Consider the following 15,715-nt stretch of genomic DNA (forward strand, 5'->3'; position numbering starts at 1 on the left):
TTGATCGCAAGAAATTCTTTCACCGCGTTGTGGCTGGATGCCGGATCAAGTCCGGCATGACGGAAGAACTAACAGCCCTTCTACTGAATCTTATCCAGCATCTTATAATAGAATCCCACCAGCGGCAGGAACCAGGGCTTGCCGAAATGACCCGGCACCGCCGGCCAGTCCAGCCCCTTCAGCGGATTGTTGTCCGGCCGCCCGAGAATGGCGTCGGCCATGATCATGCCGAGATGGGTGGAAAGCTGCGCACCGTGGCCGGAATAGCCCATGGCGTACCAGACGCCGTCATGGAAACCTGCGCGCGGATAACGATCCTTGGTCATGTCAACCAGTCCGCCCCAGCAATAATCGATCGGCACATGGGCAAGCTGCGGGAAAATGCGATGCAGGCTTTCCGTCAGGATCGCACCGCTTTTGGAGTCCGAACGCTGATCCGAAGTTGCGGAAAAACGGGCGCGGCCACCAAAGATCAGCCGGTTGTCAGGCGAGAGCCGGAAATAATTGCCAATATTCATGGAGTTGACATAGGTGCGGTTGCCGGGAACCGAAGCCTTGATTTCGGCATCCGTCAGCGGCCGCGTGGCGATGATGAAACTGCCGACCGCGATGATGCGGCGGCGGAAATAACCGAAGCCGGAGGGTGTGTAAGCCCCGGTAGCAACAAGCACATTGTTGGCCGTGACCTTACCGCGGACGGTCTCCAGCTCATGGAGCTTGCCGTTCTGGATGTGTTTCGTCACCGCCGCTTTTTCGAAGATCACCGCGCCATGGCGGCTGGCGGCTTCGGCAAGGCCGGCCACATAGCGGCCCATATGCATCATCGCGCTCTTCTTCGAGAGCATGGCGCCATAAAAGGGCGAGCCGATTTCCGCCTCGAGATCAGCAGCCGACAAGAGAGCCGTATCGGGATCAACCTCGGCATGCAACGCCTCGAAATTCCTTGCCAGACCTTCGAAATGCTGCGGCTTGGAAGCGAGCTTCAGCTTGCCGGAACGGCGGAAATTGCAATCAATCCCCTCCTCCGCGATCAGTGCTTCCAGCGTGTCGACTGAATCGTCCAGCGCCTTGTAGAGGGCGATCGCGCGTTCCTTGCCCAGTTCCGCCTTGGCGGAGAGATAGGAATGGGCAAGGCCATTGTTGAGGTGCCCGCCATTGCGGCCAGAGGCGCCCCAACCGACCCGCTCCCCTTCGAGAACGACCACCCGCGCGCCCGCCTTGGCCAGCTGGCGCGCGGCCCCGAGACCGGTGAAGCCGCCGCCGATGACGGCGACATCATAATGACCTTCGACGGGACCTTGCGCGGCACCTGAAAATTGCGGCGCGGTATCGTGCCAATAGGAGACGAACTTCATGGTCCCGACCTTTCCTTACAATCCAACCACGCCTGCCAGGCCGGAAATATCTGATATCTCGACATAACCATAATAGGGATTGGCGGGCTCGTGGCCGCGATTGACCCAGACCTTGTTCTTGATGCCGAGATCGTGGGCCGACATCAGATCGTAACGGAACGAGGAGGAAACATGCAGCATATCTTCCGGACCGCAGCCGAGCATGTCAAACATATATTCGAAGGCCTTGAAACGCGGCTTGTAAGCCTGTGCCTGCTCGGCGGTATAGACCGCATGGAAGGGTGCGCCGAGCTTTTCGACATTCGACATGATCTGCGAATTCATGGCGTTGGACAGGATGACGAGGGGAATTTCCTTCGCAACCTTCGCGAGGCCGGCCGGAACATCGGCATGCGGCCCCCAGGTCGGAACGCGCTCGTAAACGAAGGTGGCATCTTCATCCTTGAAAGCGACACCATTGCGCTTGCAGCTGCGCGAAAGCGAATTGTGGACCACCTGAGCATAGGGCTTCCAGTCGCCCATGATCTCATCAAGACGGTAGGCCGCAAAATTCTTGATGAACTGCTGCATCTGCGCTTCATCCAGGCGATCGCCATAGAGATCACGGGCGGCCTCTGCCATCTGGAAATTGATCAGCGTGCCGTAGCAATCAAAGGAGATGTATTTCGGGCGGAAGATGGTCATATCGTCGTCATCCTTGCTTGGGGATCGGCCGTGCCGGAATGAATTGATCATAGAAAGCCTTTGCCCGGTCGGCGCACCGCAATTGCCATCAGCGGAAGCAGATTGTTGCGTATGCAGCCGCCAGTTTGGCAGAGAGTTGCGTTGAGCCCAACCGAAAGCCGCCGCCCGCCCTGGTTTTACGACCGGGTGCGGACAAGATGCGGCATAAGATGCGGCGGCGGATAAAAGCAACAGCGAAACATATCGAACCTTCCCATTTGTCGGGACAATCTTCTTCCGGCGTCAGTCTATCAATGAAGAGTAAGAAAAAACGGAGTTCCGGCATGCAGGCGAGCCTGATCGATATCCAAATGTTTCAACCGGACCACCTCGACGCGGCCGTTGAACTTTCCCGCCAGGCCGGCTGGCCGCACCGGAAGGAAGACTGGGCGCTGGTCCTTTCCCTGAGCAAGGGTTTTGTCGCCCTTGAGAACGGACGCGTCGTCGGCACCGCCATGGCGACGCTTCTCGGAGAAAGCTGCGCCACCGTCAATATGGTGATCGTGGATGAGAGCATGCGCGGCCGCGGCCTCGGGCGTCAACTGATGCAGGCGGCAATGGACGCAGCAGAAGACCGCGAATGCCGTCTGGTCGCCACGGCCGACGGCCTGCCGCTCTACGAAAAACTGGGCTTCGTCGCCTGCGGCGAGGTGCGTCAACATCAGGGAATTCCGGTGACGACCGACAGGCCAACCGGTGTCATCTGGGTCGAAACCATTGATCCGGCCGCGCTTGCGGCACTCGATGCGGAGGCTTTCGGCGCGGATCGCACGGCGCTCTTTGCAGCGCTTGCCGACAGGGCACGTTTCGCGATCGTTGAGAAACAGGGCGTCATCAAGGGTTTTGCCGCCCTTCGCACCTTCGGGCGCGGCGAGGTCATCGGCCCGGTCGTGGCGGAAAATGCTGAAATCGCTAGGGATTTGATCGCCTTTGGAGTTTCCGAGCGCCCCGGCGCATTCCTGCGCGTGGATACCACCGCCGATACCGGTCTTGGCCCCTGGCTTGCCGAACGTGGCCTTGCCCATGTCGGCGGCGGCATCGCCATGCGCCGGGCGAAGACGGAAACCTCTGCCGACAAAAAACTGAAAACATTCGCATTGACCAGCCAGGCACTGGGCTGAATCTGGAGAGACCCATGTTAAGCAATTCACTGATCGAACTGGACCGCGCCCATCTGGTGCACCCCGTCTCCTCCTTCCGCGGCCATGAGAAGCTTGGTGTGCGGGTGCTGAAATCGGCAAGCGGCGCCACGGTCACCGACATGACCGGTCACCAGCTCATCGACGGTTTTGCCGGCCTCTGGTGCGTCAATGCCGGTTACGGGCATGACAGCATCGTCGAAGCGGCAGCCAAACAGATGCGTGAGCTGCCCTATGCCACTGCCTATTTCGATATCGGCAGTGAACCGGCGATCCGGCTTGCTTCCGAACTCGCCGACCGCGCGCCGGGTGATCTCAACCATGTCTATTTCACGCTTGGCGGTTCCGATGCGGTGGACAGCACCATCCGCTTCATCCGCTATTACTGGCACGCGAAAGGCCAGCCGCAACGCGACCAGTTCATCTCCATCGAACAGGGTTATCACGGCTCCACTACCGCTGGGTCGGGTCTCACGGCGCTACCCGCTTTCCATGCGGGTTTCGGTGTGCCTTATGACTGGCAGCACAAAATTCCGTCGCACTACGCCTACCGCAATCCGGCCGGCAGCGATCCGGCCGCGATCGTTGCCTCCTCCCTGCAAATTCTCAAAGACAAGATCGAGGCCATCGGCCCGGACCGGGTCGCCGCATTTTATGCGGAACCCATTCAGGGCTCGGGCGGCGTTCTGGTGCCGCCGCCGGGCTGGATCAAGGCCATGCGCGACCTCTGCCGTTCCTACGGCATTCTCTTCGTCGCCGATGAGGTCATCACCGGCTTCGGCCGCACCGGACCGCTCTTTGCCTGCACCGACGAGGACATCGTGCCTGATTTCATCACGGCCGCAAAGGGTCTGACGTCAGGTTATGTGCCGATGGGCGCTGTCTTCATGGCGGATCACGTCTATGATACAATAGCTGACTTTGCCGGCGATGCCGCCGTGGGGCATGGATACACCTACTCCGCCCACCCTGTCAGCGCCGCCGTCGGTCTCGAAGTGCTGAAACTTTACGAGGGTGGACTGCTGGAAAACGGCCGCCGTGCCGGTCAAAGGCTGATGGCCGGCCTGGAAGGCCTGAAAAACCATCCGCTTGTTGGCGATGTGCGCGGCCGCGGCATGCTTGCCGCCATCGAACTTGTGACCGACAAGGACAAAAAGACGCCGCTGCCGGCTGCAGCGGCCCCTGCACGCAAGGTTTTCGACCGCGCCTGGGAAAACGGCCTGATCGTGCGCGCCTTTGCAAACGGCATTCTCGGTTACGCGCCGCCGCTCTGCTGCACCGATAGTGAGATCGACGCCATTATCGAGCGGACGCTGAAGACGCTCGACCAGACACTCGAAGACCCGGCCGTCAGGGCCGCCATGGCCTGAGCCGATAGAAGGGCAGCGTTGCGGCACCCTCTCGAAATGTCGCAACGCACCGCATATTCGCAATATTCTGCCGAAGAGCCGATCCATTTCGGCGTATCCGGCGTGCCGAAAGTGCCAAACTATTAATGCAAAAGGCACTAAACGCCATAAAAAAGGGCGTAATTACAAATGGGAACGGGGCAAGGATCCCGTCCGGGAACAGAATAATCTGCCGCAGCCTCCCCAAGAGGCCGAGGCGGCAAAGCGGAGACCGACATTGCCCAAAAAACTGAGCGACTTCAAATATATGAGCTTCGATGTGGTGGGAACTCTCATCGATTTCGAAGGTGGCCTGAAATCGACCCTGGCCGCAATCGGCGCGGAAAACGGCGTGGAGGTCGATGGTGAAAAGGCGCTCGCCCTTTATCGCGCAGCCCGTTACTCCGATGCGACCGACCTGTTTCCTGACGATCTCGTCCGCGTCTACCTGATCATCGCTCCGCAACTTGGACTGCCGGCGGAACGCGCTTTCGGCGAGCGCCTGCGCGACGCGGCAAAAAGCTGGAAAGGCTTTGAAGACAGCCGCGCCGCCATGGCCGAGCTTGCCAAGACGCATCGCCTCATCGCCATGACCAATGCCCAGCGCTGGGCCTTCGAATATTTCTCGAAGGAGCTCGGCAATCCCTTTCATGCGGCCTTCACGGCGGATGATACCGGCACGGAAAAACCCGATCCTGCCTTCTTCGAAAAGGTTTTCGCTTTTGTGGAGAGCGAAGGCGCATCGAAGGATGACATTCTCCATGTCGCGCAAAGCCAGTATCACGATATCGGCATTTCCCGGAAACTGGGCATGACCAATTGCTGGATCGAGCGGCGTCACGCCCAGAAGGGATATGGCGGCACCATCGAACCGGAAAACTTCACCGAGCCGGACTATCACTTTACCTCAATGGCCGGCCTTGCCGACGCCGCGAGGCAAGCGGGCGGTTAAGCCGCACCGCCAGTGGCGTGCCGCGAACTGGGATGCGGCATGCCTGAAATTTCTTCAGATGCATTTCAACAAATCATACAAAAGGGGAAGACCATGAGTGACAGGATTACAAACTGGACCCGCTCCGACGATGCCGCCGTTGAACAGGCGATCCGACGCGGCGCAACGCGGCGCGAGCTGCTTCACATGCTGCTGGCGGGTGGTGTCGCCCTTTCCGCCGGTTCGGCCATTCTCGGTCGCGCCTCAAATGCCGTGGCCGCAACGCCGGTCTCCGGCGGCACGCTAAAGGCCGCCGGCTGGTCCTCCTCCACCGCCGATACGCTCGATCCGGCGAAAGCCTCGCTTTCGACGGATTATGTTCGTTGCTGCGCGCTCTACAACCGTTTGAGCTTCCTCGATGTTTCCGGCACGCCGCAGCTGGAGCTGGCCGAAGCCATCGAAACGAAGGACGCCAAGACCTGGACGGTGAAGCTGCGTTCCGGCGTCACCTTCCATGACGGCAAGGCCCTGACCGCCGACGACGTGGTCTATTCGCTGAAGCGCCATCTCGATCCGGCCGTCGGCTCCAAGGTCGCCAAGATTGCCGCGCAGATGACCGGCTTCAAGGCTCTCGACAAGAGCACGGTCGAAATCACGCTGGCGAACGCGAATGCCGACCTGCCATCCATTCTGGCTCTGCACCATTTCATGATCGTTGCCGACGGCACCACGGATTTCTCCAAGGGCAACGGCACCGGCGCCTTCAAGCTCGAGAAATTCGAGCCAGGCGTCCGTTCGATCATGGCCAAGAACACCAATTACTGGAAGTCCGGCGGGCCGCACATCGACAGTTTCGAATTCATGGCGATTTCGGACGACAATGCCCGCGTCAACGCCCTTCTCTCGGGTGATATCCAGCTCGCGGCCTCCATCAACCCACGTGCGCTTCGCCTGCTCGACAAGCAGGAAGGTGTCGTTCTGTCCAAGACGACATCGGGGAACTACACCAACCTCAACATGCGTCTCGACCAGGCGCCCGGCAACAATGCCGATTTCATTGCCGGTATGAAGTCGATCGTCAATCGCGAGCAGATCGTCAAGGCGGCCCTGCGCGGCCTCGGTGAAGTCGGCAACGACCAGCCGGTTCCGCCGATGAACCCCTATCACAATCCGGATCTCAAGCCGAAAGCCTTCGATCCGGAGAAGGCGAAATTCCACTTCCAGAAGGCAGGCCTCATCGGCCAGTCCATTCCGGTCATCGCATCGGATGCAGCAAGCTCTTCGGTCGACATGGCGATGATCATCCAGGCTTCGGCCGCCGAAATCGGCGTGAAGCTGGATGTGCAGCGTGTTCCCTCCGACGGTTACTGGAGCAATTACTGGCTGAAGGCGCCGGTCCATTTCGGCAACATCAACCCGCGCCCGACGCCGGACATCCTGTTCTCGCTGCTCTATGCTTCAGACGCCCCGTGGAACGAAAGCCAGTACAAGTCGCCGAAATTCGACAAGCTGATGCTGGAAGCACGCGGCATGCTCGATATGGAGAAGCGCAAGCAGATCTACTTCGAACTGCAAACGATGATCGCCGACGAAGCCGGCACCATCATCCCCGCCTATATTTCGAATGTCGACGCCATCACCTCCAAGCTGAAGGGGCTGGAAGCCAATCCGCTCGGCGGCATGATGGGTTATTCCTTCGCGGAATACGTCTGGCTTGAAGCCTGATAGACCATGGGGCCGGGCGCGAAAATGCGCCCGGCACGTTTTCCGCAGGATGCGGGAAGCCTCCACAATCAGGCAGGTCGCAGGAGCATGTGAATGAACAGCCGGATATTGTCCCTTATCGCCAGGCGGCTGGTCGTCATGCTGACGACGCTGCTGATCGTGTCGTTTATCGTCTTTTCCGCCACCAGCCTGCTGCCCGGCGACACGGCGACGATCCTTCTCGGCCAGGCGGCAACGCCGGAGGCCGTGGCGGGCCTGCGGACCGCCATGCATCTCGATGATCCTGCCCTGCTGCGTTTCGTCCGATGGCTCTTCGGCCTGCTGCATGGCGAGCTCGGCACGTCCTATGCCAACAACATGGCGATTGCCGATCTTATCGGTCCACGCTTCGTCAACTCCATGAAGCTTGCCGGCATTACCACCATCATCGCCGTGCCGCTGGCGCTCACCCTCGGCATCAGCTCCGCCATGCTGCGCGGAACGCTTTATGACCGGGCCGTCACCGTGCTGACCATCGGTGTCATCTCGGTGCCGGAATTCATGATCGCCACACTCGCCGTGCTGCTTTTCGCCGTTTACCTGAAATGGCTGCCGGCGCTTTCGCTGGTCAGCGAGGTTCACACGCTTTTCGATGTACTGCGGGTCTATGCCATGCCGGTCATCACGCTGACCTTCGTCGTCTCAGCGCAGATGATCCGCATGAGCCGCGCCGCCGTCATCGAAACGCTGGATACGCCCTATGTCGAAATGGCGCTTTTGAAGGGCGCACCGCGCATGCGCATCGTGCTTCGCCATGCGCTTCCCAATGCGCTCGGCCCCATCGTCAATGCGGTGGCGCTGTCGCTTTCCTATCTCGTCGGCGGCGTCATCATCGTCGAGACGATCTTCAATTATCCTGGCATCGCCAAGCTGATGGTGGATGGCGTCGCGACGCGCGACCTGCCGCTGATCCAGAGCTGCGCGATGATCTTCTGCGTCGGTTATCTCCTCCTCATCACGACGGCTGACATTATCGCCATCATGTCCAATCCGAGGCTGCGCTGATGGCCGACAATATCAAAACAACTTCGGGGACTTCGCGTTTGGGTTACAAGATCAACGCAGTCGGCGTTTTCGGCTTTCTCATCATTTTTTCCTGGGCCATGGTCGCAATCTTGGCGCCCTATCTCATACCGCATCCAGTCGGTGAAATCGTCGATCTCGACTATTTCGGGCCGATGACATCAGATCTCTGGCTCGGTTCCGATTATCTCGGCCGTGACGTGTTTTCCCGCATTCTCATGGGCGCGCGTTTCACGGTCGGCATATCGCTCGCAGCCGTCACCATCGCCTGCACCTCCGGCGTCGTGCTCGGCATGTGCGCCGCCGTCATCGGCGGCTGGTTCGATGCGGCATTGAGCCGGTTTCTCGATGCGGTGAATTCCATTCCGAGCAAGCTTTTCGGCCTCGTCGTCGTCGCCGCCGTCGGCTCGTCCATTCCGGTGCTGATCATCACGCTCTCGGTCATCTATACGCCCGGCGCCTATCGTTTCGCCCGGGCGCTCGCCGTCAATGTCAACACCATGGATTTCGTCACCGTCGCCCGCGTGCGCGGCGAAAGCCTGCTTTATCTCATCGGTTCCGAAATCCTGCCGAACATCGTCCGTCCCGTGTTGGCCGATCTTGGCGTGCGCTTCGTCTTCATCGTGCTGCTGCTGTCGGGCCTCTCCTTCCTTGGCCTTGGCCTGCAGCCGCCGAATGCGGACTGGGGTGCGCTGGTGCGCGAAAACATCGGCGGCCTGCCGTTCGCGGCACCCGCCGTCATCTTCCCGTCCCTGGCGATTGCCAGCCTGACGATCAGCGTCAACCTGCTGATCGACAATCTGCCGCAGAAAATCCGCGACAGGAGTGAATAATGAGCAATCTCGTTGAAATCCGCGGACTGAAAGTCGAGGCCACCACCGATTCCGGCCGCCGCATCGACATCATCAAGGGTGTGGACATCGACATCGCCGATGGCGAGATCGTTGCGCTGATCGGCGAAAGCGGTTCCGGCAAGACCACCATTGCGCTGACGCTGATGGGCTATGCCCGCCCGGGCTGCCGCATTTCCAGCGGCAGCGTCAAGGTGGCGGGCCGCGACATGGTGCAGCTTTCCGAAGCCGAGCGAGCAACGATCCGCGGCACGAAGGTGACCTATGTGCCCCAAAGTGCGGCCGCCGCCTTTAACCCTGCGCAGAGGATCATCGACCAGGTGATCGAAGTCACCCGCATCCACCATCTGATGCCGCCGCAGGAGGCGCGGGTGCGGGCGGTAGAACTCTTCAAGGCCCTGTCGCTGCCCAACCCTGAGACCATCGGCGAGCGCTACCCGCATCAGGTGTCCGGCGGCCAGCTTCAGCGCCTGTCCGCCGCCATGGCGCTGATCGGCAACCCGAAGCTGGTGATCTTCGACGAGCCGACCACGGCGCTTGATGTCACGACCCAGATCGAGGTGCTGCGCGCCTTCAAATCGGCAATGCGCAAGGGCGGTATCGGCGGCGTTTATGTCTCGCATGATCTTGCCGTCGTCGCCCAGATAGCCGACCGGATCGTGGTGCTGAAAGGCGGCGAGGTGCAGGAAACCGGCACCACGGCGGATATCCTCGAAAATGCGCAGCATCCCTATACTAGGGAATTGCTGACGGCTTTTCACGACAAGGCACGCGTTGTCACACCCGTCAAACAGGAGCAGGCCACGCCCCTCCTGGATATAGAGGAGCTGATCGCCGGATATGGAACGAAGGGCGGAGACAAGATGCCGCTAGTGCGTGCGGTGGATTCCGTCAGTCTTTCAGTCTATCCCGGCCGCAATCTCGGCATTATCGGCGAATCCGGCTGCGGAAAATCGACACTTGCGCGCGCCATTGCCGGCATTCTGCCGGCGGCAAGCGGCCATGTGATCTTCGAAGGCAAGGAACTGGATGCCGATGCACGCCGACGGGCCGGCGATCAGCTTCGCCGCATGCAGATCGTGTTCCAATATGCGGACACGGCACTCAACCCGTCCAAACCCATCGAGGACATCCTCGGCCGGCCGCTGACCTTTTATCACGGTATGAAGGGCAAGGCGCGCGATGCTCGGATCGACCAGCTTCTCGATATGGTGAAGCTGCCGCGCTCGGTTCGCCATCGCCATCCTTCCGGCCTTTCCGGGGGGCAGAAGCAGCGTGTCAATTTCGCCCGGGCGCTTGCGGCCGAACCATCGCTCATCATCTGCGATGAAATCACCTCGGCGCTCGATACCGTGGTCGCGGCCGCGATCATCGATCTTCTCGGGGAACTGCAGCGGGAGCTGAACCTCTCCTACATCTTCATCAGCCATGATCTTTCGGTGGTGGAGACCATTTGTGACGAAATCGTCGTGATGTATGGCGGGCAGAAGGTAGAGCATCTGGAGACGGAAGCGCTCAAGTCGCCGACCCACCCCTATTCGAAACTGCTGTTCTCCTCGGTGCCGAAACTCGACCCGAAATGGCTCGACAATCTGCAGCAGGATGCGGAGCTGGTGCGGGCGTTTTCGAAGCGGTGAGAACGAGATAGTACGGCCCTGCAAAGGGCCGTTTCCCACACCTCAAAGCGGAAACAGGCTGGTCAGCGGCATATGCGACTTGATGATCGGTGATTTCAGCACCACGAAGCTGAAATATTTATCGATGCCGACATCCATATCGGTCAGTCGCTCCATGATCGACTGGTATTCGACGATGCCAGAGGTGACGAATTTCAGCAGGTAGTCGTAACCCCCGGAAACGAGGTGGCACTCCACCACCTGGTCGATCTTTTCGACAACGCCGAGGAAGCGGGCGAAATCGATCTGGCGGTGGTTCTTCAGCGTAATCTCGGTGAAAACAGTCAGCGTCTGGCCGAGCTTGTTGATGTTGATCTGCGCCGAATAACCCTCGATATAACCTTCCGCCTGCAGTTTCTTTACCCGCATCAGGCAAGGGCTGGGCGACAGATTGACAAGCTCCGCCAGCTCGACATTGGTGATGCGACCGTTTTTCTGCAGTTCATAGAGGATCTTGATATCGATCCGGTCAAGTTTCATCACGTGCGGAACCCCTTTTTTGTTTTTTGAACACGCGGCATAAAATTCTGGCGCGGTATCGGAAATCTTACCACATGGGTGCGCCCTGTCGACGTGGAGATGTTTTTTTGGTGCAGCATAAAGAGTTGCAGACGTGGCCACCAACAGCATGAGATTCCGGCAAGACGCCCAGTCTGGCAGCGTTTACACGCCAGCTGAGGTAAATTAGGACGAATATAAGGAGTCCGACCATGCCCGCCCCGCTGCAACAGATCACGACATCGCCGGAACTGCCGACATCTGCGGACGCCGTCATTATCGGCGGCGGCATCGTCGGTGTCTTCGCCGCCTATTACCTCGCCCGGCGCGGTCTGAAGGTGGCGCTGGTCGAAAAGGGCCTGATCGGGGCGGAGCAATCCAGCCGTAACTGGGGCTGGTGCCGCCAGCAGAACCGCGACGCCCGCGAATTGCCGATTTCCACCAAGAGCCTGGCATTATGGGAAGAGTTTGGTGCAGAGAGCGGCGAGGACACGGGCTTTCGGCGCTGCGGGCTGTTTTATCTGAGCGACAATGAAGCCGAGCTTGCCGGCTGGGCGCGCTGGCGCGATTTTGCCATTACCGCAGGCGTGACGACCCATATGCTGAGCGCCGATGAGGCGAGCGAACGCGGCCGATCTACGGGCAAACGCTGGAAGGGCGGTGTGTTTTCACCGACAGACGGTACGGCCGATCCTTCCATGGCGGCACCCGCCGTGGCGCGCGCCATCATCAAACTGGGCGGCACGGTGCATCAGAATTGCGCCGCGCGCGGCCTTGAGACGGAAGGCGGCCGTGTCAGCGCCGTTGTCACCGAAAAAGGCACGATCCGCACCAAAACCGCCATCATGTCCGGCGGGGCCTGGGCGTCGTCCTTTTGCCGCCAGCTCGGCATTCGTTTCCCGCAGGCCTCCGTCCGCTCCTCCATTCTATCCGTCACGCCCGGTGCGGAGGGGCTGCCGGATGCGCTGCACACCGCCGCCGTCTCGGCCACGAAGCGAAAAGACGGCGGTTATACTCTCGCCATCAGCGGGCTGGGCCGAATCGACCCGACGGCGCAGCAGATGCGGTTTGCCCGTGAATTTGTTCCGATGTTTCTCAAGCGCTGGCGAAGCCTGCGGCCAGGCGGGCTGGAAGGTCTTCGCGGCGGCCACGAGACGCTGAAACGCTGGCGGCTCGATGCGCCGACGCCGATGGAACGGGTTCGTATTCTCGATCCGAAACCCAATGCCGCCGCCATCCGCGAGACCCATGAAAGGGCACTGAAGCTTCTGCCGGCCCTCGGCAAAACCCGGATTTCCGCCGCCTGGGCGGGCTTCATCGACAGCACGCCTGATGGCGTGCCTGCCATTGGCGAAACCAGCGAATTGCCCGGCTTCATCCTCGCCGCCGGCTTCAGCGGCCACGGTTTCGGCATCGGACCGGGTGCCGGCCATCTGATCGCCGATATCGTGACGGGCTCGAACCCGATCGTCGATGCCGCCCCCTATCACCCCAGCCGCTTCCTCGATTCGTCCTGGGGCAAGGTCGCGGATTTCTGACCCTCCCTTAATGGGATGCGACAGACTCACCGCGATGGAACCGGCCGATGTGAAAATCCGCAATCGGCGTCGTAGTCTTCCCGGTTGCTATCAGCTCCGCCATCACGTCGCCAACACCCGGCCCGATCTGGAAACCGTGGCCGCTGAAGCCGAAGGCATAATAAAGGCCGGAGGTCGCAGCACTTCCCCCCATGACCGGCAGATCGTCGGCCATATAGCCTTCCACACCGGACCAGGTGCGGATCAGCCGGGCATGGCGCAAAGCGGGAGCCAGCCGCAGCAACTGGCGCAGCTGAGCATCAAGCCCGGCGGGATCATATTTCGCCCGGCGTTCGTCCAGCGCGGCGGCGCATCGTTTCACCCCGCCGAAAATGACGTTTCCGCGCGGGATTTGCCGCATATAAATGACCTCGCCGGGAATTTTGGTGGAGACGCCGACGACGGGGTGAATGAACCATGGCAAAGGTTCCGTCACGCCCATTTGCGGGCCGGCCACTTCCAGCGGCACCGCCTCTCCCAGGGCGCCGGCAAACCCGCCGCCCCATGCACCGTTGGCAACCAGCACCGAGGGCGCGCGATATTCCCCTTCCTCCGTCGTCACCTGAAAATCCTCGCCCGCCTTTTCGATGGCCAGAACTTCGCAATTTTCCACGATGGTTGCACCATCCCGCCGCGCCGCGCGGGCAAAGGCGGGCGCGACAAGGCGCGGATTGGCGTGACCATCATGCGGCGACCATGATCCCGCAACCGCCTCCGGTCCGATGAAGGGGAATTTCTGCCTGACAGCCTCGCGCGAGAGTATCTGCAATTCCAGACCATATTGCGTGGCATCGTCGCGGTATTTCTCGACCACGGCGATCTGTTCTTCCGCCCAGAGAAACCGGATATGGCCGACGGGCATGAATTCCACATCCGCACCGGTCAGTTGCGGGATCCGGCTCCAGATATCCCGCGATCTGTTGGCGAGCGGAAGCTGCCCGAGATAACGGCCCTGACGGCGGACATTGCCGAAATTGGTGCCGCTCGCCTGCTGGCCGACGAGGAAACGCTCCAGCAGAATGACGCTGACACCCCGATGCCGCAGGAAAAACGCCGTCGCGGTTCCAACAATGCCGCCGCCGACGATAATGACATCGGCCTCTGCAAGCGTGTTACGCATCATCGCCTCCCTTCACAATCGCCAGCGGCAGCGGTTTCACCGGCGCCTGCCCGCGCAGCCGTCCGGCCAATTCCACCGATATACCAGAGGCGGCGGCGACAATCTCCTGACCCGCCTGCCCGCAGAACCGGCCCTGACACCGGCCCATGCCAGCCCGCGAGAAAGCTTTCGAGCGGTTGACCTCCGTCGCACCCTTTTCGGTCACGCTTGCGCGCAACTCGCCCGCCGTCACCACCTCGCAGCGGCAGATAATCGTCTCGTCGGCAAGTGACCGCACCAACAGGTGCGGCCAAGGGAAGGCCCGGGCCATTCCCTGCGCAAAGCGGCTCGCGGCTTTCAGCGATTTCCGGCAGCGGCCGATCTCCGCACGGGATGGCTTCAAACCTTGATCCTCAAGAAGCGCGAGCGCGGCGAGCCGGCCGGAGGCTTCCGCACCATCTGCACCGAGAATACGCACGCCATCGCCTGCCAGATAGACATCAGGCACGGAACTGCGTCCCATATTGTCCACATCCGGAAGCCATTGCCGGATCAGCGGATCAAAGGAGAAGCGGCAACCGGCAAGGTCGGCAAGCTGGCTTTCCGCCCGCAGATGATAGCCCATGCCAATGGCATCGCAGGCGAGGCGTGTTTCCTCACCGGACGCATCCCGATAGCGAATGCCGGTCACGCCACTCTCAGCGTCGCCGATAATCTCTATCGGCATGATGCCCCGTTCGATCCTCACGCCGCCCGCAAGCAGCGCCGCGACAAGCCGCATGCCCTTGAGGAGCTGCATTGGTCGTGCCACCATCCCCGGCAGGCCCTTGATCTGCGTGAAGAATGATGTGGTATCCAGCACCGCCACAGGCGCCGCCCCTGCCTTCATATATTGATATGCCACAAGATAAAGCAGAGGCCCCGTGCCCATAAAAACCACCCGTCGCCCTATCGCGCAGGCCTGCGCCTTCAGGGATATCTGCGCCGCGCCAAGCGAAAAACAACCCGGCCTCGTCCAGCCCGGCAAGGGCATGATGCGGTCGGTCGCACCCGATGCGATGATGAGGGCATCGAAATCCAGAGCTTCGGATGTCTCTGCGCGCTGAATATGAATGCGATTGTCGCGAATTGCCCACGCCAGGGTCTGCGGGCGGTAATCGATATGGTCTGAAAGCCCGTCGAATGTGTCGTGCAGAGCCTTCGCCTTATCCGCTTCCGTGCCGTAAAGAGCGGTATATGAGCGCTTGAAATTCTGCGGCTGACGGCGATAGATCTGGCCGCCGCTGCGATCTCCCTCATCAATGACGACGGGGCGAAGCCCAGCCCGCACCAGCGTCTCGGCGGCACGCGTACCGGCGGGGCCGGCGCCCACGATCACGACGCGCAAATCTGCCATAACCCCTCCGGAACCTCGGTTCTGATATCCATGCCCGGGCGAACGGCGGTGGAACAGGCGCGCAGCCGCTCCCCTTCCCCGGTCCAGACCCAGCAATCCTGACAGGCGCCCATCAGACAGAACCCCGCGCGCTTGCCATCGGCGAATTCCGAAAGGCGGGCAAACCCGCGCGACAGCATCAGCGCCGTCAGCACCGTGTCTCCCTCCAGCGCCTCGACCGGCATGCCGTCGATCAGGACAGAGCAAACCGCGCGTCGCTCTTCGGCGATGCGCCTGAATCTGGCAAGCATCCGCG

14 protein-coding genes are annotated in these 15,715 nt (G+C 60.8%); 8 read left to right on the plus strand and 6 right to left on the minus strand.

Features of this window, described 5'->3' with window-relative positions; genetic code table 11:
* Positions 1-80: 80 nt before the first annotated feature.
* Complete coding sequence (locus AC5I5B_RS10365; protein ID WP_080864838.1) at positions 81-1,355, minus strand: NAD(P)/FAD-dependent oxidoreductase; 1,275 nt, start codon at positions 1,353-1,355, stop codon at positions 81-83.
* A gap of 15 nt (positions 1,356-1,370) precedes the next feature.
* Entirely contained in the window at positions 1,371-2,039 is a 669-nt protein-coding gene (locus AC5I5B_RS10370) for a haloacid dehalogenase type II (protein ID WP_003506842.1), read from the minus strand.
* A 323-nt stretch (positions 2,040-2,362) separates the two neighbouring features.
* Here AC5I5B_RS10370 and AC5I5B_RS10375 point away from each other — a divergent pair, with 323 nt between their 5' ends.
* The 7 genes from AC5I5B_RS10375 to AC5I5B_RS10405 all read left to right on the plus strand — a co-directional run bounded on the left by AC5I5B_RS10375 (position 2,363) and on the right by AC5I5B_RS10405 (position 10,811).
* Positions 2,363-3,199: a GNAT family N-acetyltransferase gene (locus AC5I5B_RS10375; RefSeq protein WP_087745708.1), complete on the plus strand. Its 837-nt coding sequence runs from the start codon at positions 2,363-2,365 to the stop codon at positions 3,197-3,199.
* 14 nt (positions 3,200-3,213) lie between these two features.
* A complete protein-coding gene (locus AC5I5B_RS10380) occupies positions 3,214-4,587 on the plus strand; it encodes an aspartate aminotransferase family protein (RefSeq protein ID WP_087745710.1) in 1,374 nt (457 codons plus the stop codon).
* A gap of 256 nt (positions 4,588-4,843) precedes the next feature.
* Complete coding sequence (locus AC5I5B_RS10385) at positions 4,844-5,557, plus strand: HAD-IA family hydrolase (RefSeq protein ID WP_099087207.1); 714 nt, start codon at positions 4,844-4,846, stop codon at positions 5,555-5,557.
* A gap of 93 nt (positions 5,558-5,650) precedes the next feature.
* A complete protein-coding gene (locus AC5I5B_RS10390) occupies positions 5,651-7,261 on the plus strand; it encodes an ABC transporter substrate-binding protein (RefSeq protein WP_003506850.1) in 1,611 nt (536 codons plus the stop codon).
* A 93-nt stretch (positions 7,262-7,354) separates the two neighbouring features.
* Positions 7,355-8,305: an ABC transporter permease gene (locus AC5I5B_RS10395; protein ID WP_020812187.1), complete on the plus strand. Its 951-nt coding sequence runs from the start codon at positions 7,355-7,357 to the stop codon at positions 8,303-8,305.
* Positions 8,305-9,156, plus strand: a complete 852-nt coding sequence (locus tag AC5I5B_RS10400) for an ABC transporter permease (protein WP_111833853.1) — start codon at positions 8,305-8,307, stop codon at positions 9,154-9,156. Before AC5I5B_RS10395 ends, AC5I5B_RS10400 begins: the two co-directional genes overlap by 1 nt.
* A complete protein-coding gene (locus AC5I5B_RS10405) occupies positions 9,156-10,811 on the plus strand; it encodes an ABC transporter ATP-binding protein (protein WP_111833854.1) in 1,656 nt (551 codons plus the stop codon). Before AC5I5B_RS10400 ends, AC5I5B_RS10405 begins: the two co-directional genes overlap by 1 nt.
* A 42-nt stretch (positions 10,812-10,853) precedes the next feature.
* Here the strand turns inward: AC5I5B_RS10405 and AC5I5B_RS10410 are convergent, their stop codons facing one another.
* On the minus strand, positions 10,854-11,330 hold the full coding sequence (locus tag AC5I5B_RS10410; RefSeq protein WP_003506856.1) for an Lrp/AsnC family transcriptional regulator: 477 nt from the start codon (positions 11,328-11,330) through the stop codon (positions 10,854-10,856).
* A 230-nt stretch (positions 11,331-11,560) separates the two neighbouring features.
* On the opposite strand from AC5I5B_RS10410, the gene AC5I5B_RS10415 reads away from it, so the two are divergent.
* Complete coding sequence (locus AC5I5B_RS10415; RefSeq protein ID WP_020812190.1) at positions 11,561-12,886, plus strand: NAD(P)/FAD-dependent oxidoreductase; 1,326 nt, start codon at positions 11,561-11,563, stop codon at positions 12,884-12,886.
* 7 nt (positions 12,887-12,893) lie between these two features.
* On the opposite strand, the gene AC5I5B_RS10420 is transcribed toward AC5I5B_RS10415, so the two are convergent.
* From AC5I5B_RS10420 to AC5I5B_RS10430, 3 genes are read right to left on the minus strand one after another with little or no spacing between them, the layout of a single operon-like run.
* Positions 12,894-14,045 carry an NAD(P)/FAD-dependent oxidoreductase gene (locus AC5I5B_RS10420; protein WP_111817682.1) on the minus strand — a complete coding sequence of 384 codons (1,152 nt, stop codon included), beginning with the start codon at positions 14,043-14,045 and terminating at the stop codon, positions 12,894-12,896.
* A complete protein-coding gene (locus AC5I5B_RS10425) occupies positions 14,038-15,420 on the minus strand; it encodes an FAD/NAD(P)-dependent oxidoreductase (RefSeq protein WP_111817650.1) in 1,383 nt (460 codons plus the stop codon). Before AC5I5B_RS10425 ends, AC5I5B_RS10420 begins: the two co-directional genes overlap by 8 nt.
* Entirely contained in the window at positions 15,399-15,710 is a 312-nt protein-coding gene (locus tag AC5I5B_RS10430; RefSeq protein WP_003506864.1) for a (2Fe-2S)-binding protein, read from the minus strand. Before AC5I5B_RS10430 ends, AC5I5B_RS10425 begins: the two co-directional genes overlap by 22 nt.
* Positions 15,711-15,715: the final 5 nt, after the last annotated feature.

It is taken from the genome of Agrobacterium sp. (genome assembly GCF_059499945.1).

Excerpts from the sequence above, each read along its gene's own strand:
- AC5I5B_RS10370 (WP_003506842.1), bottom strand. The coding sequence starts at position 2,039 with ATGACCATCTTCCGCCCGAAATACATCTCCTTTGATTGCTACGGCACG.
- AC5I5B_RS10380 (WP_087745710.1), top strand. The coding sequence starts at position 3,214 with ATGTTAAGCAATTCACTGATCGAACTGGACCGCGCCCATCTGGTGCAC.
- AC5I5B_RS10415 (WP_020812190.1), top strand. The coding sequence starts at position 11,561 with ATGCCCGCCCCGCTGCAACAGATCACGACATCGCCGGAACTGCCGACA.
- AC5I5B_RS10420 (WP_111817682.1), bottom strand. The coding sequence starts at position 14,045 with ATGCGTAACACGCTTGCAGAGGCCGATGTCATTATCGTCGGCGGCGGC.
- AC5I5B_RS10365 (WP_080864838.1), bottom strand. The coding sequence starts at position 1,355 with ATGAAGTTCGTCTCCTATTGGCACGATACCGCGCCGCAATTTTCAGGT.
- AC5I5B_RS10390 (WP_003506850.1), top strand. The coding sequence starts at position 5,651 with ATGAGTGACAGGATTACAAACTGGACCCGCTCCGACGATGCCGCCGTT.
- AC5I5B_RS10375 (WP_087745708.1), top strand. The coding sequence starts at position 2,363 with ATGCAGGCGAGCCTGATCGATATCCAAATGTTTCAACCGGACCACCTC.
- AC5I5B_RS10430 (WP_003506864.1), bottom strand. The coding sequence starts at position 15,710 with ATGCTTGCCAGATTCAGGCGCATCGCCGAAGAGCGACGCGCGGTTTGC.
- AC5I5B_RS10400 (WP_111833853.1), top strand. The coding sequence starts at position 8,305 with ATGGCCGACAATATCAAAACAACTTCGGGGACTTCGCGTTTGGGTTAC.
- AC5I5B_RS10410 (WP_003506856.1), bottom strand. The coding sequence starts at position 11,330 with ATGAAACTTGACCGGATCGATATCAAGATCCTCTATGAACTGCAGAAA.
- AC5I5B_RS10405 (WP_111833854.1), top strand. The coding sequence starts at position 9,156 with ATGAGCAATCTCGTTGAAATCCGCGGACTGAAAGTCGAGGCCACCACC.
- AC5I5B_RS10425 (WP_111817650.1), bottom strand. The coding sequence starts at position 15,420 with ATGGCAGATTTGCGCGTCGTGATCGTGGGCGCCGGCCCCGCCGGTACG.
- AC5I5B_RS10395 (WP_020812187.1), top strand. The coding sequence starts at position 7,355 with ATGAACAGCCGGATATTGTCCCTTATCGCCAGGCGGCTGGTCGTCATG.